General features: G+C 72.5%; 17 protein-coding genes. 10 read left to right on the top strand and 7 right to left on the bottom strand.

All coding sequences use genetic code 11. The features are described from left to right. The first annotated feature begins 192 nt into the window (after positions 1–192). Both ACIRB7_RS00790 and ACIRB7_RS00785 read left to right on the top strand, forming a co-directional pair. Entirely contained in the window at positions 193–2,838 is a 2,646-nt protein-coding gene (locus tag ACIRB7_RS00790; RefSeq protein WP_403590410.1) for a BTAD domain-containing putative transcriptional regulator, read from the top strand. A 93-nt stretch (positions 2,839–2,931) separates the two neighbouring features. Beyond that, the gene (locus ACIRB7_RS00785; protein ID WP_403590407.1) at positions 2,932–3,678 is read left to right on the top strand and encodes a DUF4232 domain-containing protein; all 747 of its coding nucleotides are present in this window, start codon (positions 2,932–2,934) and stop codon (positions 3,676–3,678) included. Positions 3,679–3,714: 36 nt separating this feature from the next. On the opposite strand, the gene ACIRB7_RS00780 is transcribed toward ACIRB7_RS00785, so the two are convergent. Beyond that, positions 3,715–4,860: a threonine synthase gene (locus ACIRB7_RS00780; RefSeq protein ID WP_403590404.1), complete on the bottom strand. Its 1,146-nt coding sequence runs from the start codon at positions 4,858–4,860 to the stop codon at positions 3,715–3,717. Positions 4,861–5,037: 177 nt separating this feature from the next. Between ACIRB7_RS00780 and ACIRB7_RS00775 the strand changes: the two genes are divergently transcribed. After that, the gene (locus tag ACIRB7_RS00775) at positions 5,038–6,612 is read left to right on the top strand and encodes a S8 family serine peptidase (RefSeq protein WP_403590401.1); all 1,575 of its coding nucleotides are present in this window, start codon (positions 5,038–5,040) and stop codon (positions 6,610–6,612) included. 289 nt (positions 6,613–6,901) lie between these two features. Further along, positions 6,902–8,002 carry a DUF4190 domain-containing protein gene (locus ACIRB7_RS00770; RefSeq protein ID WP_403590399.1) on the top strand — a complete coding sequence of 367 codons (1,101 nt, stop codon included), beginning with the start codon at positions 6,902–6,904 and terminating at the stop codon, positions 8,000–8,002. Positions 8,003–8,257: 255 nt separating this feature from the next. Here ACIRB7_RS00770 and ACIRB7_RS00765 read toward each other — a convergent pair whose 3' ends face one another. Continuing rightward, positions 8,258–9,589, bottom strand: coding sequence for a glycoside hydrolase family 18 protein (locus tag ACIRB7_RS00765; protein ID WP_403590396.1), 1,332 nt, complete (start codon positions 9,587–9,589; stop codon positions 8,258–8,260). A 247-nt stretch (positions 9,590–9,836) separates the two neighbouring features. On the opposite strand from ACIRB7_RS00765, the gene ACIRB7_RS00760 reads away from it, so the two are divergent. The 5 genes from ACIRB7_RS00760 to ACIRB7_RS00740 all read left to right on the top strand — a co-directional run bounded on the left by ACIRB7_RS00760 (position 9,837) and on the right by ACIRB7_RS00740 (position 14,989). After that, positions 9,837–10,589, top strand: a complete 753-nt coding sequence (locus ACIRB7_RS00760) for a GntR family transcriptional regulator (protein WP_403590393.1) — start codon at positions 9,837–9,839, stop codon at positions 10,587–10,589. A 437-nt stretch (positions 10,590–11,026) separates the two neighbouring features. Next, positions 11,027–11,206 carry an SPOR domain-containing protein gene (locus ACIRB7_RS00755; RefSeq protein ID WP_403590390.1) on the top strand — a complete coding sequence of 60 codons (180 nt, stop codon included), beginning with the start codon at positions 11,027–11,029 and terminating at the stop codon, positions 11,204–11,206. A gap of 40 nt (positions 11,207–11,246) precedes the next feature. Continuing rightward, on the top strand, positions 11,247–11,708 hold the full coding sequence (locus ACIRB7_RS00750; RefSeq protein ID WP_403590387.1) for a (deoxy)nucleoside triphosphate pyrophosphohydrolase: 462 nt from the start codon (positions 11,247–11,249) through the stop codon (positions 11,706–11,708). A gap of 143 nt (positions 11,709–11,851) precedes the next feature. Further along, entirely contained in the window at positions 11,852–12,274 is a 423-nt protein-coding gene (locus tag ACIRB7_RS00745; RefSeq protein WP_403590384.1) for an ATP-binding protein, read from the top strand. A gap of 144 nt (positions 12,275–12,418) precedes the next feature. After that, the gene (locus tag ACIRB7_RS00740) at positions 12,419–14,989 is read left to right on the top strand and encodes a SpoIIE family protein phosphatase (protein WP_403590381.1); all 2,571 of its coding nucleotides are present in this window, start codon (positions 12,419–12,421) and stop codon (positions 14,987–14,989) included. An 11-nt stretch (positions 14,990–15,000) separates the two neighbouring features. On the opposite strand, the gene ACIRB7_RS00735 is transcribed toward ACIRB7_RS00740, so the two are convergent. Both ACIRB7_RS00735 and ACIRB7_RS00730 read right to left on the bottom strand, forming a co-directional pair. Continuing rightward, positions 15,001–15,708, bottom strand: coding sequence for a PspA/IM30 family protein (locus tag ACIRB7_RS00735; protein ID WP_403590378.1), 708 nt, complete (start codon positions 15,706–15,708; stop codon positions 15,001–15,003). 53 nt (positions 15,709–15,761) lie between these two features. Continuing rightward, positions 15,762–17,870 (bottom strand): TPM domain-containing protein, encoded by a 2,109-nt coding sequence (locus tag ACIRB7_RS00730; RefSeq protein ID WP_403590375.1) that lies wholly within the window; start codon positions 17,868–17,870, stop codon positions 15,762–15,764. A gap of 233 nt (positions 17,871–18,103) precedes the next feature. On the opposite strand from ACIRB7_RS00730, the gene ACIRB7_RS00725 reads away from it, so the two are divergent. After that, entirely contained in the window at positions 18,104–19,102 is a 999-nt protein-coding gene (locus tag ACIRB7_RS00725) for a hypothetical protein (protein WP_403590372.1), read from the top strand. Between the two features lie 31 nt (positions 19,103–19,133). On the opposite strand, the gene ACIRB7_RS00720 is transcribed toward ACIRB7_RS00725, so the two are convergent. From ACIRB7_RS00720 to ACIRB7_RS00710, 3 genes are read right to left on the bottom strand one after another with little or no spacing between them, the layout of a single operon-like run. Beyond that, positions 19,134–19,907 carry a succinate dehydrogenase/fumarate reductase iron-sulfur subunit gene (locus ACIRB7_RS00720; RefSeq protein ID WP_403590369.1) on the bottom strand — a complete coding sequence of 258 codons (774 nt, stop codon included), beginning with the start codon at positions 19,905–19,907 and terminating at the stop codon, positions 19,134–19,136. Further along, positions 19,904–21,850 carry a fumarate reductase/succinate dehydrogenase flavoprotein subunit gene (locus ACIRB7_RS00715; protein ID WP_403590367.1) on the bottom strand — a complete coding sequence of 649 codons (1,947 nt, stop codon included), beginning with the start codon at positions 21,848–21,850 and terminating at the stop codon, positions 19,904–19,906. Before ACIRB7_RS00715 ends, ACIRB7_RS00720 begins: the two co-directional genes overlap by 4 nt. A 1-nt stretch (position 21,851) precedes the next feature. Beyond that, positions 21,852–22,673, bottom strand: a complete 822-nt coding sequence (locus ACIRB7_RS00710) for a hypothetical protein (protein ID WP_403590364.1) — start codon at positions 22,671–22,673, stop codon at positions 21,852–21,854. Positions 22,674–22,710: the final 37 nt, after the last annotated feature.

The following is a 22,710-nucleotide window of genomic DNA, read 5'->3' as shown; positions in this document are numbered from 1 at the left end:
GGTTCAGGCCTGGCAAGGATAATCTTTGTATTTCCGCCACCGATCCTTTCCGGCCATTCGGGGGCGGCTGTACTGTCGTGAGAGATGGCGAAAAGAAGACGTTCTCGTGAAGGACTGGTCACAGGTGGCCCCTCCGTCCCGCGTATCCTCTACCGCTGGGTAATGCGGGAGAGGGATCGCGGAGGTACACAGGTGGAGTTCCGGCTGCTCGGCTCCGTCGCGCTCGTGACGGAGGACGGGGACGTAGCCTTGGGGCCCGCCAAGCGGTCCAGCCTGCTCGCCGTGCTGCTGCTGCGGCCCAACAGTGCGGTGAACGTGGGGCAGTTGATCGACGCCCTCTGGGAGGAGGAGCCGCCCACCCACGCCAAGACCGTGCTCCAGGGGCACGTCTCGCGGCTGCGGGCGCTGCTCGCCGAGCACGGCGCCGAGGAGTACGGGGTCGAGCTGGCCACCCAGGGCTCCGCGTACGTGCTGCGGATGCCCGAGTCGCTGGTCGACGCGCACCGGTTCGAGGAACTCGTGGGGCTCGCCGGGGTCCAGCGGCGGCCCGCCGACGCCGTACGGATGCTGCGCGAGGCACTCTCGTACTGGCAGGGCCCCGCCCTCACCGGAACCGTGCACAGCCGCCCCCTCGAAGCGGCGGCCGGTGGGCTCGAAGAGCTGAGGCTCGCCTCGGTGGAGGCGCTGGCGGAGGCGTACGGGAAACTCGGCGAGCACGGCCGGGCCGCCGCCGTCCTCCGCACCGAGGCCGTCGCGCACCCGCTGCGGGAGTCCCTCGCGGCCGCGCTGATGCTGGCCCTCGGCCGCTCGGGGCGCCAGTCGGACGCGATCGACTGGTACCACCGCACCCGGCGGCTGCTCGCCGAGGAACTGGGCGTCGACCCCGGCGAGACGCTCAGCGAGGCGTACGCGACCCTGCTCCGCTCCGCCGGGCCCGTCTCCGCGCCCCGCCCCGTCGTCCCGGCCGCGGCCCCGGCCCCGGAGGGACTGCCCCGGGCGCCGCGCGGCTTCACCGGGCGCGGCACCGAACTGGCCGCGCTCGACCGGGTGGCACTGCGCGGGGAAGGCCCCGTCTGTCTCGTCACCGGACCGGCCGGCGTCGGCAAGACGGCCTTCGCCGTGCACTGGGCGTACGAGCGGCGCGCCGACTTCCCCGACGGGCGGCTCTTCGCCGACCTGCGCGGCTTCAGCGACACCCCGGCGCCCGAGACCGCCGCCGTCCTGCGTGAGTTCCTGCTCGCGCTCGGCGTGCCGCCGCAGCGGATCCCGGAGGCCGTCGAGGCGCGCGGCGCGCTGTTCCGTAACCTCACCGGCGCCCGCCGACTGCTCGTCGTCCTCGACAACGCCCGCTCCTCCGAGCAGGTCAGGCCCCTGCTCCCCGGCGGCGACCACTGCACGACGCTCGTCACCAGCCGCGACCGGCTCGGCGGACTCATCGCCTCCGACGCGGCCCTGCCCGTACCGCTCGGACACCTTCCCCCGGCCGATGCGGCGGCCCTGCTCACCACCGTCCTCGGCGAGACGCGGGTCGCCGCGGAACCGGCCGCCGCCGCCCGGCTCGCCGGGCTCTGCGACGGCCTGCCGCTCGCGCTGCGCGTCACGGCGGCCCGGCTGGCCGAGCGCCCGCAGTGGACGCTCGACGCGATGGTCGGCGAACTCGCCGACGAGCAGAGCAGGCTGATGCTCCTCGACGTCGAGGACCGGGGCGTCTCCGCCGCGCTGCGTCTCACCGTGCAGCAGCTTCCCGAGTCCGCGACCCGGCTGTTCCGCGCGATCGGCCTGCACACCGGCTCCGACCTGGACCGGTTCGCGGCGGCCGCGCTCGCCGGTACGTCTCCCGCGCCGGCCTCCGCCGACCTGGACCGGCTCGCCGCCGCGCATCTGCTCACCGAGTCCGTCCCCGGCCGCTGGACGCCGCACGACCTGGTGCGTCTCTACGCCCGCCATCTCGCCCCGCAGGCCGACCCCGAGGGCCTGCCCCGCCTCCTCGACCACTACCTGTACACGGGGCTCGCGGCCGACGCCGCCGCGGAGCCGGGCTCCCAGCCCTGCTACTCGCTGCCCGCCGACGCCCGGCGGCCCGCCGCGACACGGGAGTTCGAGGACCGGACGGCGGCCCTCGACTGGTACGTGGCGGAACGCCCCGCACTGGAGGGCGCGGTCGCGGCCGCGGCGGCCCTCGGCCTGCACGACCGGGCCTGGCGGCTCGCCCTGGTGCAGTGGCCGCTGATGCTCATGCGGATCGGTGACGGCTGGACGCCGCTCCTGGAGGCCGGGCTCGCCTCCGCCGAGTACGTGGGCGATCTCGACGCCCAGTCGCGGACGCGGGCGCTGCTCGGCTGGATCCTCCACGAGGAGGGCCGGGACGCCGAGGCGCTCGTCCACCTGGAGAAGGCGCCGGGACTGGCGGCCCGGGCCGGCGACACGATCAGCGAGGCGATCGCCTACATCAACTACGCCTCCGTACTGGACGCCACCGGGGAGCACGAGCGCGCCGGACTGCTCATGGTCCACGCCGTGTCGCTGGCCGACCTCACGGGTCATCCCTCCACCCAGGCGCTGACCCTCCAGCACCTGGCGGGGCACTGCCTGAAGGCGGAGGACTACGAGGCGGCGCTCGCCCACACCCTTCGCGCCGGGGAACTCGTCGCACCCGACGCGGTGGTCGTCCAGGCGCAGCTGCAGATCGTCCGGGGCGAGGCACTGGCCGGCATCGGCCGCCTGGAGGAGGCCGCCGACCAGCTGGAACGCGCGATCGTCGCCGCGGAGGCGGCCGGTTTCCCCGAGGGTTCGGCCCGGGCGGCGGCGGGTCTCTCGCGCCTGTCAGCGGGTCGTTAGCGGTACGCAAGCGGGACGACAGCGCGGGGCGGGAGTCTGGTTGCAGCACGGAGAACGTGCAGCGACCGACCGCACTTCACGGGGAGAACCACCATGCGCATCAACACGTCCGCCGTTTTGGCCGCCACCGCCGTCGCCGCCCTCTCGCTGGGTCTGACCGCGTGCGGGGGTGACAGCGACACCGGAGCCAAGGACATGGGCGGCCAGACCTCGTCGCAGTCCGCCGGTACCGCCGGCAACGGCACCGCGGACCAGACCGAGGCGAAGGGCGGTGCGGGCTCCACCGGCGCGACCACCGGCGGCTCCACCGGCGCCACCACCACGGGCTCCACCACCGGCGGCAGCGGCACGTCCGCGTCCACGTCCGGCAAGGCGACCGGCGGCGACTCGGGCAAGACCTCCGCGGAGGCGCTCGCCTGCTCCCGCGGCGACATCAAGGTCACCGCGGCGAAGGCGGACGAGGTCCCGACCGAGCACATCGTCCTCACCGCCACCAACGTCTCCGGCCGCTCCTGCACCCTCCTGCAGTACCCGCTCCTCGCCTTCGGCCCGGTTCAGACCGCCAAGGACATCCCGGCCGTCGCGAAGAGCAAGCCGGCCGCCCCGGTCGTCCTGAAGCCCGGCGCGCCCGCGTACGCGAACGTGCGTGTCGCGCTCGGCGGCGTCGACGAGCCCAACAAGGTCGTCAAGGAGTTCAACGTGAACCTCTTCGCCGCCGACGGCCCCGCCGAGGGCAGCATCGTCGTGAAGGCCCCCGCCGGCGGCCTGGCCGTCAACGAGGCCGCGGCGAAGACGGGCTACTGGACGCACGAGCTCCGTAACGGCGCCGACGACTTCTGAGCCGGCCCGGCCACGACAGGCCGCCCCGCCCCGCGTTCAGCCCGCCATTCCGGTCTTAGCCCCCGCCCCGCACAGCGGCACCACCGTGAGGCCGGGGCGGGGCGGGGCCGCCCGGACCGCCGCCCAGCAGGCCACGCCGGTGGACTCGACGAAGAGTCCGCGGCGGGCCAGGTCCCGCTGCGCCTCCCGGATCTGATCCTCGGTCACCGTCAGGAACGTGCCGCCGGTCGCGCGTACCGCACGCAGGATCTGGCGGGCGCGGGGCGGGGCCGGGATCGCGATGCCCTCGGCGAGGGTGGGGCGGCCGGGGACCGGCGCGCCGAGCTCCTCCGCGCCCGCGTGGAAGGCCGCGGCCAGCGGGGACACGGCCTCCGCCTGGACGGCGACCAGCGCGGGACGGGTGTCGACGAGCCCGTGGTGGAGCAGCTCCTCGATGGCGAGGGCGGCGCCGAGGAGCAGGGTGCCGTTGCCGACGGGGACGACGATCGTCTCGGGGAGGCGGCCGCCGAGCTCCTCCCAGAGCTCGTACACGTAGGTCTTGGTGCCGTGCAGGAAGTACGGGTTGTACACGTGCGAGGCGTAGAAGGTGCCGGGCTCGTCCGCGGCCTCCCGCGCCGCCCGGGCCGTCGCCTCGCGGTCGCCTGCCACCTCGACGACCTCGGCTCCGTGCGCCCGGATCTGCTCGAGCTTCTTCGGGGACGTGCCCCGGGGGACGTATACGAGGCAGTCGAGCCCGGCCCGCGCCCCGTACGCGGCGACGGCCGTGCCCGCGTTCCCGCTGCTGTCGGCGACGACCCGGTCGGAGAGGCCGAACTCCGTGAGGTGGAGGGCGTGCGCGGCGAGCATCACCGCGCCCCGGTCCTTGAAGGACAGCGTCGGCATGAGGAAGTCGAGCTTGGCCGAGACCGACGCCGGCGCCCCCGCTTCGGCCCGCAGCAGGGGCACGAGCGGCGTGCGCCCCTCCCCGAGCGTCACCTCCGGCGCGTACCGCATCGGAGGCAGCGCCTCCTCGTAACGCCACAATGAATTTCCACGTGACGCGAGTGACGGGAGAGAAACCGGCGCACTCGCGAATTCCAGGTCCCAGGGCCCTCGGCACTTCGGACAACACCAGGTGAGCGCGTCCGTCGGCGATTCGACCCGGCATCGGGGGCACACATAGGCGGTCATGGCGTCCAGCATGTCAGCCGTATGGCGCGGTTGTTGCGGGGGTTGCACGGCTCTTGTGCGATTCCTATGGATCCGCCAATCTTTCGCTCGGCAGCCGCTTGTTCGAGACGGCGCGAAGCTCACGTCGTCTTGTCATGCACCTGCTGTATCCCCACTGCAGCGCACCGCCACATCAGGAGGACCCCCCACATGTCAGTGATGCGTGACTCACGCCGCCGAGTCGCCACCGCCGCGGCCATAGCCGTCGCCGCCGTCGCTCTCGGCTCCCTCTCCACCCTCCCGGCCGTCGCCGCGCCGCCGGCCCCGGAGGGCGTCATCGAGAACGCCGGAGCCGAAGGAACCATCGCGGGCAGCTACATCGTCACCCTCGAGGAGTCGGCGCAGGCCGAGACCGCGGAGGGCCGCGCGGTCGCCGCCGAGTACGGCGCGAAGATCAAGAAGACGTACACCGCGGCGCTCAACGGCTACAACGTCGAGCTCTCCGAGGCGCAGGCGAAGAAGCTCGCCGCCGACCCCGCGGTCAAGTCCGTCGTGCAGAACCGTGTCTTCAGGATCAACGGCACCCAGCCCTCCCCGCCGTCCTGGGGCCTGGACCGGATCGACCAGCGGGGCCTCCCGCTGAACCAGAGCTACACCTACCCGGACACCGCGGGCCAGGGCGTCACGGCGTACATCATCGACACCGGTGTACGGATCTCCCACAGCGACTTCGGCGGCCGCGCCTTCAACGGCTTCGACGCCGTCGACAACGACAACGTCGCCCAGGACGGCAACGGCCACGGCACCCACGTCGCCGGCACCGTCGCGGGCACCGCCCACGGCGTCGCCAAGAAGGCCAAGATCGTCGGCGTCCGCGTGCTCGACAACAACGGCTCCGGCACCACCGCCGGCGTCGTCGCGGGCATCGACTGGGTGACCCGGAACGCCGTCAAGCCGGCCGTCGCCAACATGAGCCTCGGCGGAGGCGTCGACTCCACCCTCGACACGGCCGTCCGCAACTCGATCGCGTCCGGTGTCACGTACGCCGTCGCCGCCGGCAACAGCAACGCCAACGCGTCGAACTACTCCCCGGCCCGCGTGACCGAGGCGCTCACGGTCGGCTCCACGACCAGCACCGACGCCCGCTCCAGCTTCTCGAACTACGGCACCGTCGTGGACATCTTCGCCCCGGGCTCGTCCATCACCTCGGCGTGGAACACCGGCGACACCGCCACCAACTCGATCTCCGGCACGTCGATGGCGGCCCCGCACGTCGCCGGCGCGGCCGCGCTGTACCTCGGGAACAACCCGACGGCCACCCCCGCCCAGGTGGGCACCGCGCTGGTGAACGCCGCCACGCCGAACGTGGTGACCAACCCGGGCACCGGTTCCCCGAACCGCCTCCTTTACGTCGGTGACGGCGGCACCACCCCGCCGCCCGGCAAGAAGTTCGAGAACACCACCGACTACGCCATCGCCGACAACGCGACCGTCGAGTCCCCGGTCACCGTCAGCGGCATCACGGGCAACGCCCCCTCCGCCCTCCAGGTGCCGGTGAACATCGTCCACACCTACATCGGTGACCTCCAGGTCCAGCTGATCGCCCCCGACGGCTCGGCGTACACCCTGAAGGCCTTCGGTACCGGTGGCAGCGCGGACAACATCAACACCACGTACACGGTGAACGCCTCCTCGGAGGTCGCCAACGGCACGTGGAAGCTGCGGGTCACGGACAACGCGAACGCCGACGTCGGCAAGATCGACACCTGGGCCCTGCAGTTCTGAGGTCCGGTCCTCGAAGCTCGCCGAACTGACTGAACTCCGCTGAAAGTCGCAGGACGCGGATGAGGGGCGGTCGCCTACCGGGCGGCCGCCCCTTCCGTCCGTCGGCCCCGCGTGTCCGGCCCCCCACCCCTCCACGTACGATGCGCGACCGATCGTTTGTTCGCGTCGCAGCCCCCAACAGGAGCCCGTACCCGTGGAGCCGACCCAGCCGCCCCCGCCGTCCCCCTCACCCCAGGGAGGCCCGCAGCAGGGGGGATGGCCCGCCCCGGGGCCGTACACCTCCCCCGGGATGCCGTACGCGTCCGGGCCCTACGCCGGTGCGCCCGGGGCGCCAGGGGGGCCCGGAGCGCCCGGAGCCGCCCCGTACGGTCCGCCCCGGCGTACCACCAACGGATTCGCCGTCGCCTCCCTCGTCTCCGGCATCGTCTGCTGCCTGCCGCCCCTCGGCCTGATCCTCGGCCTCGTCGCCCTCCCGCAGATCAGGAAGCGGGACCAGGCGGGCAAGGGGCTCGCGGTCTCCGGCATCGTGCTCTCCGCCGTCAGCTGTCTGCTGCTCGTGATCGGCCTCGCCACCGGAGGCGGCCCGGCCTGGAGCAGCTTCAAGGAGGGCTTCGAGGAGGGCATGGACGAGGCCGCCCGCTCGAAGTCACCGTTCTCGTTGCGGACCGGGCAGTGCTTCAGCGACGACGGCAAGCTGGAGGAGTACACGGAAGAGGTCACGATCGTCGACTGCGAGCGCCCGCACGACGGCGAGGTCACCGGCGGTTACAAGGTCACCGGCATCGACAAGTGGCCCGGCGAGGACGCGATCGAGAAGATCGCGGAGCAGCGCTGCGAGACGATCAACGCCGACTACGCCCTGGACACCTGGGCCGTGCCGGAGCACTTCTGGCTCTACTACTACCTGCCGAGCAAGGAGAGCTGGCGCCTCGGCGACCGGACGGTGACCTGCGCGTACGCCACCGAGAAGAACCCCTTCAGCGGTTCGGTGCGCTCCGACGCGACCACCCTCACCCTCGACCAGGAGCACTTCCTGAGGTCCGTCAACCCGATCGAGACGGTCACCCAGCGGGAGCCCGAGGACGACCCGGACGAGGACTTCGCCGGCAACAAGGCGTGGTCGGGGGAGATGCTCGCGGCGATCGACAAGGCACGCGCGGACCTCGGGGACCACTCCTGGAGCGGCCTGCCCAAGGCCCCGGTCGAGGAGCTCCGCACGGAGCTCGGCGCGGCCTCGGAGCTGTGGCGCGAGCTGGCGACGGCGGCCGACGCGGACGCCTACTGGGAGGCGTACGACACGGCCTGGGAGGCCCTGCCCGACAGCGCGGCCGCGCGGACCGCACTCGGCCTGACGGACACCCTCCCGGAGGGCGAGGGCACTTCGGCCTGAGGGTTGGGTTGGTGGGCCGGGGGGCCGCGGGGGCCTTTGGGCCGCCGGTCCGCCGGGCCGCGGCCGCGGGGCGCGTACACGAACGGGGCCGGGCTCCCTCGGGAGGCCCGGCCCCGTCGTGTGCGGACCGGAGCGGTGGCCGGGGGAGCGGCGGCCCGTGACCGACCGCCGCTCCCGGCGACGCACCGCGAGCGGCGTGCCCGGTCCGCGGTTCAGGGGGCCCCGACCGCCGCGCGGGCGGCCGGGTCGGGGGTGTCAGCGCCGGGTCAGACCCCGGTCGATCGCGGTGATCAGCTCACCGTCCGGGGTGTCCCCGTCGAGCGACCAGACCATCGCTCCGCCGAGTCCGCGCTGCCGGACGTAGGAGGCCTTGGTACGCAGCACGGTCGGGTCGTCGTATGTCCACAGGGTGGTGCCGTCGAAGAGCCAGGCGTGGCCGTTCCCGTGTGCCCGGTACAGCTTGTACGTCCCCGATTCCTCCAGCTTCCTCAGGTGCTTGTAGTCCTCGGAGCCGGCCGCCCAGGTCGCCGGTGCGGGACCGGTCGCGGGCTGCCCGAGGCCGTCGCCGCCACCGGTGACGCCGGTCCAGCCCTGGCCGTAGAACGGCATGCCCACCACGAGCTTGCGGGCGGGCGCCCCGCGCAGCAGCCAGGCCCTGACGGTCTGGTCGACGCTGAAGTCGTTCTTGGCGAAGAGCGCGGACTGCTGGGCGGTGGTCTTCTCGCCGGAGACGTGGAAGTCGTAGCCCTGGAGGTTCACGAAGTCGAAGTCCCGCATGATCTTGGCGACTTCGAAACCCGCGTCGATCTTGGCGGGAGCGGTGGGCACGTACGCGCTGAGTTCGAAGTGCTTGCGCTTCGGCAGCGAGCGGCCGTACGTGTCGAGCTGGGTGCGGAACTCCCTCACCAGCTTGGTGAAGTTGGGCTTGTCCTCGGGGCGGATGACGTTCCCGGGAGCGCCGTCCGAACCCGGCCACTCCCAGTCCAGGTCGACGCCGTCGAAGACTCCGGCGGCCGCTCCGGCGCCGCCCCGGGCGCCGTCGACGGGCAGGTCGCCCTTGATGTACGTGTCGATGCAGGAGGCGACGAGCGCCTTGCGTCCCGCGTCGGTGCGCACCGCGTCGGAGAAGTGCGCGGAGCCGCTCCAGCCGCCCAGCGAGATCATGACCTTGAGGCCGGGGTTCTTCGCCTTGAGCTCGCGCAGTTCGTTGAAGTTGCCGGCCAGCCGCTGGTCGGCGGTGTCGCCGACCCCGTCCACGGAGGTCGCGGCGTCGACGGGGCGCACGTAGTCGGCCCAGGGGTCGGAGCCGGGGGCGTTGCCCATGAGGCACTTGCCGTCCGGGCCGATCACACCGAAGGCGTAGTTGACGTGGCTGAGCTTGGCGGCCGTGCCGCTCGTCTCCAGGTCCTTGACCTGGAAGTTCCTTCCGTAGATGCCCCATTGGGTGAAGTAGCCGATGCGCTTCAGCTCGGGCTTGTGCCCGGAGGGCTGGTGCGCGTCGGCGGTGGGGACCAGGGTGGCGAGGAGGCCGAGAGTGGCCGCGGCGGCCGCACCGAAGGTCAGCTTGGTCATGGCTCTGGGACGCATGGGCTCGTTCCTGTGCGAGGCGGGATGGCGCGTGCGAGAGGGAGCGTGCGGGGCGTGCAGGCAGGAACGTATTGGTCTGGACCAATGCGGGTCAAGGGGTGCGACATCATCCGCTTGGGGGTGACCGTCGGTAGCAAGGTTTGCCGACGGTCTGTCATCACTTCGAGTGAAACTTTGGCCCATGCTTGCGGATGGCGACCGTCGGTTGTCAGGCTGTAGCTGTCAGTCAACCTGAGGGGAGTGTCCAGTGACGTTCGGTGAGCAGCCCGCCTATCTGCGCGTGGCGAGCGATCTACGGCAGAAGATCGCCAACGGCTCGCTGCCGCCGCATACCCGTCTCCCCTCGCAGGCACGCATCCGCGAGGAGTACGGGGTGTCGGACACCGTCGCGCTGGAGGCCCGCAAGGTACTCATGGCCGAGGGGCTCGTGGAGGGGCGCTCGGGCTCGGGTACCTATGTGCGGGAGCGCCCGGTGCCGCGCCCGATCGCCCGCTCCGGCTACCGCCCCGCGTCCGGTGCGAGCCCCTTCCGTCAGGAGCAGGCGGCCGAGGGTGCCCGCGGCACCTGGGAGTCGGGGAGCGAGCAGGAACCGGCGAGCGCGGAGGTGGCCGAGCGGCTCGGGATCGAGCCGGGGGAGCGGGTGATGCGCACGCGGTACGTGTACCGGGACGGCGGCGAACCCATGATGGTCGCCACCTCCTGGGAGCCGCTCGCCGTCACCGGCCGGACGCCGGTGATGCTGCCCGAGGAGGGCCCGCTGGGCGGCTGCGGAGTCGTCGAGCGGATGGCGGCCATCGACGTGGTCGTGGACAACGTGGTGGAGGAGGTCGGGGCCCGGCCGGGCCTCGCCGAGGAACTCCTGGCGCTCGGCGGGGTGCCCGGCCATGTGGTGATGGTCGTCGAGCGGACGTACTACGCCTCGGGGCGGGCCGTCGAAACCGCGGACGTCGTCGTCCCCGCCGACCGCTACCGCCTCTCGTACCACCTACCGGTGCGCTGAACACGCGGCGATACACCGGCGATAGCCGCCCGGCGGTGGACGACTGCCGCCGACTGACGGGGCGCCGGCTCGCCCGAACGCGCGGCAGTCGCGCCCCGTGCTCGCCCCACCCTCGCGCCCCAGGTCCACGCCCTACGCCGTGCCCTGTGTCTCCGCCCGCGCGCCGCCGTGCCGCCATCCGTGGCCCTGAACGGCCCCGCGCCCCGCGCCGCCATCCATCCCGGCCGCGAACGGCCCGGTGACGGCAGCCGTTGACGAGCGTCGACCGTCGTCGGGGTGCGACCTTCGGCCTCCCTCCGTCGCTTCCCGGCCGATCCGTATCTCTTTGTGTAATTCCGTATCCGCTGTGTGAAGGTCAGGCGTAAGCTCCGGCATATGCGCATTGCGGTTTCCCGGAGATCCATCGCGGCGCCCGGACCGGCGGAGGGAGAAGCCTGATGACCGACAGCGGCCCCGACCTCGCCTGGCTCGTCATTCGGCAGGACGACAACGGCAACCGCTACCGCGTGGGGCGGTACGCGACCGAGGGCGAAGCGCGGAAGGTCGCGGACAGCCTCGACGACCGCGGCCACAAGCAGCTCTACTGGATCGAGCGCATCGGCAGCCCCGCCCTCTGACCCCGACGGGCGCCGGCCGCGCCGGGCTACGCTCACGCCCATGACGGAACGCACCACCGACCCCGCCGCGCCCCCCGTGGTCGTCGTCGCCGGCGCCCTGTACGACCAGGGGCGGCTGCTCGCGGCGCGCCGCAGCGCCCCCGCCGAGCTCGCCGGCCGCTGGGAGCTTCCGGGCGGCAAGCTCGAACCGGGTGAGAGTCCCGAAGAGGCCCTGATCCGCGAACTCCGCGAGGAACTCGGCGTCGAGGTCGAGCCGGGCGAACGCATCCCCGGCGAGTGGCCGCTGAAGCCCGGATACGTCCTCCGGGTGTGGACCGCCCGGCTGCTCTCCGGCGAACCGCGCCCGCTGGAGGACCACGACGCACTCCGCTGGCTCTCCCGGTCCGAGCTGGACTCCGTCGACTGGCTCGACCAGGACCGCCCCGCCGTCGCCGAGGCCGCACGACGGCTCCCAGGGCCTCCGGGACTCCCGGACGCACCCGAAGTGGGAGCGCGCGACTGACTCCCTACGCCGTTCGTGCCACCGTGCGCCCGCTGCTGCGCCCAGCGCGATATCCCACCCCATATTCCGGGTATGTCCAGATTGACCCGTTGAACGAGGACGTGGGCCTTCCTGCTGACGCACGGCTGGGGAAGTGATCGGGTGTGATCGACACCGACGGCGACCGCGCCGAGTGGAACTTCCCGGCGGAGGCCAACGCCGTGCGCACGGCTCGCCATAACGTGCGCGAGACCCTGCGGGCCTGGGAGCTCGACACGGCCCTCGGCGATGTGACGGTCCTGCTGGTCAGCGAGCTGGTGACCAACTCCCTGCGGTACGCCTCCGGCCCGATCGGGGTCCGTCTGGTCCGCCCCCACCCCGAGGGCGCCGACCCGGCCCACCCGCCCGCACTGCTCGTGGAGGTTTCCGATCCGCTTCCGGATCCGCCGACCGCACGGGCTCCGGGACCCGACGACGAGGGGGGCCGAGGCCTCGGTCTGGTGGCCTGCTCCGCCCGCCGCTGGGGCACCCGTAAGGGAAGGGCCGGCAAAACCGTATGGTTCGAGCTGGCTCTCCCTGGTGAGTAAACAGGGTGGGACAACGATCACCTGTACTCGGCGCGAGGCGAACGAGACCACCCTGTGATCGTGAACGTCGTGCCGTCGGGGCCTGCCGTATTGAATACTGCGGGCATGGCCGGTCCGGTGCGGTGAGCTGGAGGGGACGGTCGCGTGAGCGAGATACCTGAGCAGGCGAGCGGCGGCGTCGTGTGGCAGAGCAGCCCGCCCGGATCCATCTATGACTACATCCGGGTGGCCTCCTTCTCGATCGGGCCCGACGGCCTCGTCGAGCAGTGGAGCCGACGGGCCGTGGACCTCTTCGGAGTCACCGCCGAGGAGGCCAGGGGCAAGGACCCCGTCGAGGCCTTCATGCCCGCCGACCTGCGCGAGCGCGGCCACCGGAGGGTCAGGGAGATCCTCGACGGCAAGGAGTGGACAGGCCTCGTCCCCTTCCGGGTCCCGGGCGAGGACCGGCCCCACGGCATCGCCGAGATGTACGTCATGCCGAGCGAGACCCAGGCCGGGGAGCGAGCCGCGCTCTGCATCGTCGTCGACGTCCGCGCCCTGCGCCGCATCGAGACCGACCTCGCCGCCTCCCAGGCGATATTCGGCCAATCCCCCTTCGGGTTTCTCCTCTTCGGCACGGACCTCACCGTGAAGCGGGCCAACCGGCGCTTCGCCACCGTCTTCGGCGGCTCCGCCGACGACCACCGCGGCCGGACCGTCCACGACTACCTCAACCGGCCCGAGGCCGACCGGATGACCGCCGCCCTCCGCAGCGTCCTGGAGACCGGCGAGTCCGTCACCGACTTCGAGATCGTCGGCGCCGCCCCCGGCGCCAGGGACCGCCGTCACTGGTCCATCAACCTCTACCGGGTGCACAGCGGATCCGGCCGTCCCATCGGCGTCGCGGGCCTCGGCATCGACGTCACCCGCCGTCACAACGCCGCCAGGGAAGCGGCCAGCGCCCGCCGCAACCTGGCTCTCCTCAACGAGGCCGGCGCCCGCATAGGCAACTCCCTCGACCTGGAGGCCACGGCCCGCGAACTGCTCGACGTCGCCGTCCCCGGCTTCTGCGACCTCGCCTCCGTCGACCTCTACCAGGGGCTCCTCACCGGCGACGAGGCACCGCCCGGCCGCTGGGGAAGCTCCCACGACGTCGGCTACGGCGCCGGCAGCGCCGAACTCCGCAGGGTCGCCGTCGCCAGCGCCGTCTCCGACACCCCCCTCAGAACCACCGGGGGACAGGGACCCGGCAGCGGCTGTTGCGGACCCGAACCGATCGAACTCGGCGCCGTCCACCGCTACCCCTTCAACTCGCCCTGCGCGGGAGCCCTGCGCACCGGCCGGCTCCGGACCGTGCCGGGCGCCGACGGCGACCTCGTCCAGTCCACCCTGGTCGTCCCGATGGTCGCCCACGACACCGTCGTCGGCCTCGTCCAGTTCTCCCGCGCCAAGGGCAGCGAGTCCTTCGGGGAACGCGACCGGGCCCTCGCCGTCGAACTCGCCGCCCGCGCCGCCGTCTGCATCGACAACGCGCGCCTCTACCGCCGCGAGCACGAACGGGCCCTGATCCTCCAGCGCAGCCTGCTCCCGCCCGGCGACCCCGAGGCCGCCGGACTCGACATCGCCTGCCGCTACCTCCCCGGCACCACCGCCACCGAGGTCGGCGGCGACTGGTTCGACGTCATCGAACTCCCCGGCCACCGCACCGCCCTCGTCATCGGGGACGTCATGGGCCGGGGCCTGCGCGCCGCCGTCGCCATGGGCGAACTGCGCACCGCCGTCCGCACCCTCGCCCAGCTCGACCTGGAGCCGGCCGAGGTCCTCTCCCACCTCGACGAGATCGCCCGCGGCCTCGGCGCCCCCATCGGCGCCCAGCAGTCCCGGAGCCACAAGTCCCGCGGCCCCGAGCTCTCCGAGGTCTACCTCGCCACCTGCGTCTACGCCGTCTACGACCCGGTCACCCGCCGCTGCACCTTCGCCAACGCCGGGCACCTCCCGCCGGTCCTCGTCGAACCCGGCGAGGAAGCACGGCTGCTCGACGTTCCCCCCGGGATGCCGCTGGGGGTCGGCGGCGAACCCTTCGAGGAGGTCGAGGTCGAACTGCCGGAAGGCGCCCTCCTCGCCCTCTACACCGACGGGCTCGTCGAGTCCCGCGACCACCCCCTCGACGAGGGCCTGAGCGACTTCCAGCGCGCCCTCACCGACCAGACCCGCCCCCTGGAGGACGTCTGCGACCGGGTCCTGACCACCCTGGAGACCGGGCACGGCGAGGACGACATCGCCCTCCTCATGGCCAGGATCCAGGGACTGCCCGCCGAGGCGGTCGGCGACTGGCGGCTGCCCAGGGAACCCCGCTCGGTCGGCCGGGCCCGGGAACTCGCCCGCACCCAGCTGGCGGCCTGGGGCCTCGAACCGCTCGTCGACACCGTCGAACTCCTCGTCAGCGAACTCGTCACCAACGCGCTGCGCTACGGCGAGGGAGAGATCAGGCTGCGGCTGCTCCGCGACCGCACCCTCGTGTGCGAGGTCTGGGACGCCGGTCTGGTGCAGCCCCGCCGCCGCCGGGCCAAGGACACCGACGAAGGCGGCCGCGGCCTCCAGCTCGTCGGGCTGCTCAGCTCCTCCTGGGGCTCGCGGCGCACCCCGCGCGGCAAGACCGTCTGGTTCGAACTGGCCCTCCCGGACGGCGAGGGGGCGGCGGAACCCACGGTGGAACAGCTTCTCAGCATGTTCTAGAACCTTGCCGATCAGCCCTTGAGCGCGGCCAGCCGGGCCTCGATCTCGGCGCTGTCGCCCAACGCGTCGAGCTGCTCGAACTGCGCGTCCAGGGAGGAGGCGGCGAGCTCCTGCTTGCCCATCGCCCGCGCCTCCTCCCGGCGCACCTTGTCCTCGAACCGGCTCAGCTCGCTGGTCGGGTCGAGCACGTCGATGTTCTTCACGGCGTCCAGCATCGTGTTCTGCGCCTGCGCCGACTTGGCGCGGGCCACCAGCTCGTCCCGCTTCGCCTGCAACTCGCCGAGCTTGGCCTTCATCTGGTCCAGGCCCGTCCTGAGCTTGGACACGACCTCGGTCTGCGCGGCGATCGTCGGCTCCGCCGTCGTCGCCCCCTTCTCCGACTGGAGCTGGCGGCCGAGCGCCACCTTCGCCAGGTTGTCGAAGCGGTCCGCCTCCGCGGTCTGCCCGCCGCCCCGCAGCGCGTCGGCCTTCCGGCTGGCGGCCAGCGCCTTCCCGCCCCACTCCTTCGCCGCCGCCACGTCCTCCTGATGGTCCTGCTCCATCAGCCGGAGGTTGCCGATGGTCGAGGCCACCGCCTCCTCCGCCTCCGTGATGTTGTTCGAGTAGTCGCGGATCAGCTGGTCCAGCATCTTCTGCGGATCCTCCGCCTGGTCCAGCAGGGCGTTGATGTTGGCCTTCGCCAGCTGGGTGACCCGGCCGAGGACGGTCTGCTTCGTCATCGCACTTCTCCTTGAGAGGGACAGAAAGGGAGAGGACACGGCTCGCGCCGCCCTCAGAACCGGCCGCCGCCGCCCAGCCGACCGCGTGTGCCGCTGCCACCGAAGCTGCCGGGCCCGCCGCCGAAGCCTCCGCCCCCGAACCCCCCGCCCGAACCTCCACCGAACCCCCCATGTCCGCCTCCCCTTCCCCCGCCGAACAGTCCGCCGAGGATGATGCCGCCGAGCACCGCACCGCCGAGCCCGCCGCCACCGCTTCCTCCTACTCCTGGTACACCGCCCAGGCCGTTCGGGTTCCCATAGGTCCGCACGTCCTGCTCGGCGAGGTCCTGGGCGCGCTGGGCCAGGGCGTCCGCCTGCTGCGCCTCCGCGAGAGCCGTCTGCGGGTCGTCGGCCTCGGCGAGCGCATGCGCTTTCTCCCAGCGACGCTGGGCCTCGGCAAGCCGCGTACGGGCCTCGCTGCCCACCGCGCCCCGATGGGTGGCGATGTAGTCCGAGGCCGCTCCGATCGCCGAACGGGCCGTCAGCATCGCCTGATCGAGGAGCGCACGGGCGCGCCGACTGCCCGATTCGCGCTCCCGTGCGCCCTCCAGTGCCTCGTCGAGCGCCGCGTCGGCCTCCTCGACCCGGCGCAGGGCGCCGATCGGGTCGTACCGCCCGGCCTCCATGACGCGCCGCACCTCCGCGACCACCGACTCGGCGCGGGCGATCCGGCCCTGGAGATCCGCCGTGGGCACCCCTTCGGCGGTCCCCTTCAACAGGCCCCGGGCGTCCGCCAGGTCCGCGTCCGTCTCCGACAGCGCGCCCGGCAGCCTGCCGACCGCCTCGGCCAGCTCCTGCGCCCGCCGGTCCACCGCCTCGATCAGCCGGGCCGCCTGGTCCACCGCCCCCTCGGCGGCCCGGATGTGCACGGCCGCCCCGCCGTTGTCCCCGGCGCCGATCTGCAGGCGGGCCCGGTCGACATGGGTCGTCGCGAAGACGAGCCGGTCCCTGGCCTGTTCGACGTCGCCCGCGACGGGCGCCGCCGCCGTCTCCGCGTACCGCTCGCGCATCGCCGTCAGGGCGGCCTCTGCCGTGCCCATCCGCCCGGTCTGATCCCGGACCGCGGCCTCGACCGATTCGAGCGCCTGGGGCGCGGTCCGCTCCAGGGCCCGCAGCCGGTCGAAGTCCTCGCTCTCGGCGTCGAGGCGCGCGTTCGCCTCGGCGCAGCGGCGCTCGATCTCGTCCAGCATGGTCCGGCGGGTCGAGTCGTCCTCGGGGAAGGCGTCGTCGAGCTTCTGCCGCAAGCGGAACGAGGCCGTCAGCTGCTCCTTGGCGAAGGCGACCGCCTCGGTGAAGGGCCGTACGGCCTCCTCGCCGAACTGGGCGGAGGCGAATCCGAGTTCCTCCTGGCTGGTGCGTACGGCGTCGTCCGTGTCGACCAGCGTCCGCCGGGCCTGCCCGTCGAGTTCGTCGAGGGAGGGCGGCGCGGGCTCCTTCGGCGCCCCCCAGCCCTGGCCGCCCTGCGGTGTGGTGCGGGTCTCGGTCCGTCGGCGCCGTTTGAGGTACGCGTACGCCCCCACGGCCCCGGCGCCGCCGACGAGGACCAGCGGCAGGATGAGATCGCTGCCCGAGGTGCCGTCGTCGGCGCCGCCGCCCGGGTCGGCGGGCCCGGGGGTGAGCGCCGGGATCGGGATGGGCTGTCCGGCGAGGACGGCGGCGTATCCGTCGGCGGCGCCGATGGCGGCGCCCGCCCAGTCGTTCTGCCGGAGCGCCGGTTCGATCGCCGTCCGGGCCACCTCGTCGAGCTGGGCCTGGGTGAAGCGGGAGCCCGGATCGGTCGAGTAGCCGTACTGGCGGTCGTGGGTGGCGACGGCGAGCAGGACGTCGTCGAGCCCGAGACCGTTGCGTTCCGCCGTGGCGTCGGCCCAGGTCTGGCCCGAACGGCCGGAGAAGTCCCGCACGTAGACGACGAAGAGCTGGATCCGCCGGGCGTCGTAGAGCCGGTCGAGGGCCTGGTGCGCGGCGGTGCGGCGGTCGCCGAGGGCGTCCACCCGGTCGGTGATCAGCCCGTCCCGGGACAGGACGACGGGGTCGTCGGCGTGGGCACCGTGAACGGCGGGCACGAGGAGCCACCACGCCGCCACCAGTACCGCGAGAAGGGCTCGGGTGGCTTTTCGCGTCACAAAAGGGAGGTTATGTCTGCCTTTGCCGCCTCGCGACCGGGCGGCCGGTGCCGCACGGCAGTCCGTACCGAAGCCCGTACCCGAGCCGATACCGAAGCCCGTCCCCACGCCCCGTGCGAAACCGTTCGAGCCCGTTCGGCGTCACTGTCAGTAGCCGCCGCTACGGTGTGAGGCGGTGGTACCAGTGACACGACGGCTCTTGGGGGGCTCGGGTGAGTGGACGGCTGAGGAGTATGTGGCGACGGGGGCGCTGGTTCGCGCTCGGTCTCGTCCTCGTCCTCGTGGCGCCCCCGCTGTTCAGCGCGCTCGCCCTGCGCGTCAACTACGCGGGGGACCTCAGGGAGGACGCGAGGACCCGGGGCAAGGACGCCATCTGGCTGGGCCACGCCTGGGTCGACGGGCGGAAGAAGGACGCCGACCTCGCCGCGTTCGCCGAGCGGATCAAGGGCACGGGCATCCGCGACCTGTACGTCCACGCGGGACCTCTGGAGCACGACGGGACCCTGCCCGCCGCCAGATACCCCCGCGCGAAGTGGCTCGTCGAAGCGGTGCACCGCACGATGCCCGGGATACGGGTGCAGGCCTGGCTCGGCGACGTCCTGGCCACCGAGGGGCCGAACGGACTGCACCTGGAGAAGGCCGAGTCCCGGGCGGCCGTGGTCACCTCGGCCCGGCAGATCCTGGACACCGGCTTCGACGGCGTCCACTTCGACCTGGAGCCGCTGCTGTCCGACGACGCCCATTACCTCTCGCTCCTCGACGACCTCGGGGAGCTGACCCGGGCGCGGAAGGCACCGCTCTCGGTCGCCGCCCACCAGATCGACCCGCTGCCCGGCCTGCACTCGGTGAACGGCGCGCTGAGCGGCAGCGAGAAGTGGTGGTCGCAGGAGTTCTTCGGAGAGGTCGCCAGGCGCGTCGACCAGATAGCCGTCATGTCGTACGACACGTGGATGCCGCTGGAGAGCCTCTACGGCGGGTACGTCGCCCAGCAGACCAGCCTCGCCCTCGAAGTGACCCCCGAGTCGACCGACCTCCTGATGGGGCTCCCCTTCTTCCACGAGAACGACCTCGGCCACCACGAGAACGCGGAGACCGTCGAGGCGGCCGTCCGTGGCACCAGACTCGGCCTCGGCCGCACCGACCCCGGCCGCGAACGGTTCGGCGTCGCGCTGTACGTCGACTTCGCCGCCGAGGAGGGCGACTGGGCCGCGTACCGGGCCGGCTGGCACTGAGGCCGGCCGCTGGGCACGGGCGGGGCATCGGTCAGGAGGAGGACCGCCGCCGGATCGTGGCGCCCAGCCACACGAGCGGGTCGAACTTCCGGTCCACGACCCGCTCCTTCAGCGGGATCAGGGCGTTGTCGGTGATGCGGATGGACTCCGGGCACACCTCCGTACAGCACTTGGTGATGTTGCAGTAGCCGAGCCCGTGCTCCTCCTGCGCCGTCCGCCTCCGGTCGACCCCGGCCTCCTCCGCCGCGTCCAGCGGGTGCATGTCGAGCTCCGCGATCCGCATGAGGAAGCGGGGCCCGGCGAAGGCCTCCTTGTTCTCCTCGTGGTCGCGCACCACATGACAGGTGTCCTGGCACAGGAAGCACTCGATGCACTTCCTGAACTCCTGCGAGCGTTCGACGTCCTCCTGCCGCATCCGGTACGCGCCGGGCTCGACCCCGGGCGGCGGGACGAAGGCCGGGATCTCCCGGGCCTTCGCGTAGTTGAAGGACACGTCCGTGACCAGGTCGCGTACGACGGGGAAGGCGCGCATCGGGGTCACCGTGATGACCTCGTCCCGCCCGAAGACCGACATCCGGGTCATGCAGAGCAGCCGCGGCCTGCCGTTGACCTCGGCCGAGCACGAACCGCACTTGCCCGCCTTGCAGTTCCAGCGCACCGCGAGATCGGGCGCCTGGGTGGCCTGGAGCCGGTGGACGATGTCGAGGACGACCTCGCCGTCGTGCACCTCCACCGTGTAGTCGGTCAGGGCCCCGCCGTCGGCGTCGCCCCGCCAGATCCGGAACCTCGCGTCGTACGTCGTCATGACCCCAGCTCCTCCTCGGCGAGGTACTTGGCCAGCTCCGCCGGCTCGAAGAGGGCGAGCAGGTCGGGGCGGACGGGCTCGGTGCGGACCCGTTCGAGCCCGATGCCGTCACCCTCGATGTGGCACAGCAGGTTCACCGGACGCCAGGCGCGGTCCATCCCCGGACAGTCCTCCCGGGTGTGCCCGCCCCGGGACTCGGTGCGTTCCAGTGCGGCGCGGGCCACGCACTCACCGACGAGCAGCATGTTCCGCAGGTCGAGGGCGAGGTGCCAGCCGGGGTTGAACTGCCGGTGGCCCTCGACCACGATTCGCCGGGCCCGTTCCCGCAGGGCGGCGATCCGCTCCAGGGCCTCGGCCATCTCGCCCTCCCGCCGGATGATCCCGACGAGGTCGTTCATCGTCTGCTGGAGTTCCTGGTGGAGCGTGTACGGATTCTCCGGGGCCCGGCCGCCGAGCCCACCCCCGCCGTCGGCCCCACCGTCACCCCCACCGGTGCCCCCACCGCCGGGGCCGCCGAACGGGGCCAGCGCCTCCGCCGCCGCGGCCTCGACGTCCGCCGTCGCGACCCCGCCGGCCGCGCCGCCGGCCCCCGACAGCGCGTACTGCGCCGCGTACAGACCGGCCCGCCGTCCGAAGACCAGCAGGTCGGAGAGGGAGTTCCCGCCGAGCCGGTTGGAGCCGTGCATGCCGCCCGCGACCTCACCGGCGGCGAAGAGTCCCGGCACGCCCACCGTCGCCGCCGTCTCCGAGTCGACGGCGACCCCGCCCATCACGTAGTGACAGGTCGGCCCCACCTCCATGGCCTCCGCCGTGATGTCGACATCGGCCAGCTCCTTGAACTGGTGGTACATCGAGGGCAGCCGCCGCTTGATCGCCTCGGCCGGCATTCTGGTCGACACGTCGAGGAACACCCCGCCGTGCGGGGAGCCGCGCCCGGCCTTCACCTCGGCGTTGATCGCACGGGCCACCTCGTCGCGCGGCAGCAGCTCGGGCGGGCGGCGGTTGTGGTCGGGGTCCTCGTACCAGCGGTCGCCCTCCTCCTCCGTCTCCGCGTACTTGTCCTTGAAGACGTCCGGGACGTAGTCGAACATGAAGCGTCGGCCGTCGGAGTTCCGCAGCACCCCGCCGTCGCCCCGTACGGACTCGGTGACGAGGATGCCCTTCACCGACGGCGGCCAGACCATGCCGGTCGGATGGAACTGCACGAACTCCATGTTCGTCAGGGGCGCCCCCGCGAGCAGGGCGAGCGCGTGCCCGTCGCCCGTGTACTCCCACGAGTTGGACGTCACCTTGAAGGACTTGCCGATGCCGCCGGTCGCGAGGACGACCGAGGGCGCCTCCAGGACGAGGAAGCGCCCGCTCTCCCGCTCGTAGCAGAACACCCCGGCGACCTTGCCGTCCGCGTCCTTCAGGACACGGGTGACGGTGAACTCCTGGAAGACCTTCAGGCGTGCCTCGTGGTCGCCGCTCTCGCGGTGGTCCTCCTGCTGGAGGCCCACGGTCTTCTGCTGGAGGGTGCGGAGCAGTTCGAGACCTGTCCGGTCACCGACGTGCGCGAGCCTCGGGTACTCGTGGCCGCCGAAGTTCCGCTGGGAGATCCGGCCGTCCGGCGTGCGGTCGAAGAGCGCACCCCAGGCCTCCAGCTCCCAGACCCGCTCGGGGGCCTCCTGGGCGTGCAGCTCGGCCATCCGCCACTGGTTGAGGAACTTCCCGCCGCGCATGGTGTCGCGGAAGTGCGTCTTCCAGTCGTCCTGCGGATGGACGTTGGCCATGGACGCGGCGATGCCGCCCTCGGCCATCACGGTGTGCGCCTTGCCGAAGAGGGACTTGCAGATCACCGCCGTACGGGCGCCCGCGCGGCGTGCCTCGATCGCGGCCCGCAGCCCGGCGCCGCCCGCGCCGACCACGACCACGTCCCACTGCTCTCGCTCGACGTGCGTCATCTCAGAAGAACCTCGGGTCGTCGAAGGTGCCGGTGGCGAGCAGGTACACGTACAGGTCGCAGAGGGCGACGCTGACCAGGGATGCCCAGGCCAGGAGCATGTGGCGGGCGTTCAGCCGGCCCACCCAGGTCCACAGCCGGTAGCGGACCGGGTGCTTCGAGAAGTGCTTGAGCCGGCCGCCGACGATGTGCCGGCAGGAGTGGCAGGAGAGGGTGTACGCCCAGATGAGGGCGATGTTGACGAGGAAGAGAGCCGTCCCGAGCCCCGCGTGGCCCCAGGCGTAGTCGGCGTTCCGGAAGGTGAGCACGGTGTCGTACGTGAGGATTCCGGCCACCGGCAGCGCCGCGTAGAAGAAGTACCGGTGGAGGTTCTGCAGGAGCAGCGGGAAACGGGTCTCGCCGGTGTACGTCCGGTGCGGCTCGGCGACCGCGCAGGCCGGGGGAGCGGCCCAGAACCCGCGGTAGTAGGCCTTCCGGTAGTAGTAGCAGGTGAGCCGGAAGCCCAGCGGGAAGACCAGGATCAGCAGGGCGGGCGAGAGCCCCCACCAGCTGCCGAAGATCTCCCAGTTCGGACCGCCCCTCATGGGGACGCAGTTCTCCGCCAGGCAGGGCGAGTAGAACGGCGATACGTAGGGGGCGGCGTAGTAGTCGGCGTTGGCGAACGCCCGCCAGGTGGAGTACGCCACGAAGGCGAGCAGTCCGGCGGCGGTGGCCGCGGGGGAGAGCCACCACCGGTCGGTGCGCAGATGGCGGGCGGCGATGGCGGCGCGGCCGGGGGAGTGAACCCCCGTCGCCGCGCCCGGGGGTTCCGTACCTGTGGCCAACAGGCCCTCCTACGGTCGGTTGCCGGTACGTCCTGAG

It is taken from the genome of Streptomyces sp. NPDC093795, from assembly GCF_044764665.1.
GTDB lineage: Bacteria > Actinomycetota > Actinomycetes > Streptomycetales > Streptomycetaceae > Streptomyces.
This window is presented reverse-complemented; position numbering and strand designations above follow the sequence as displayed.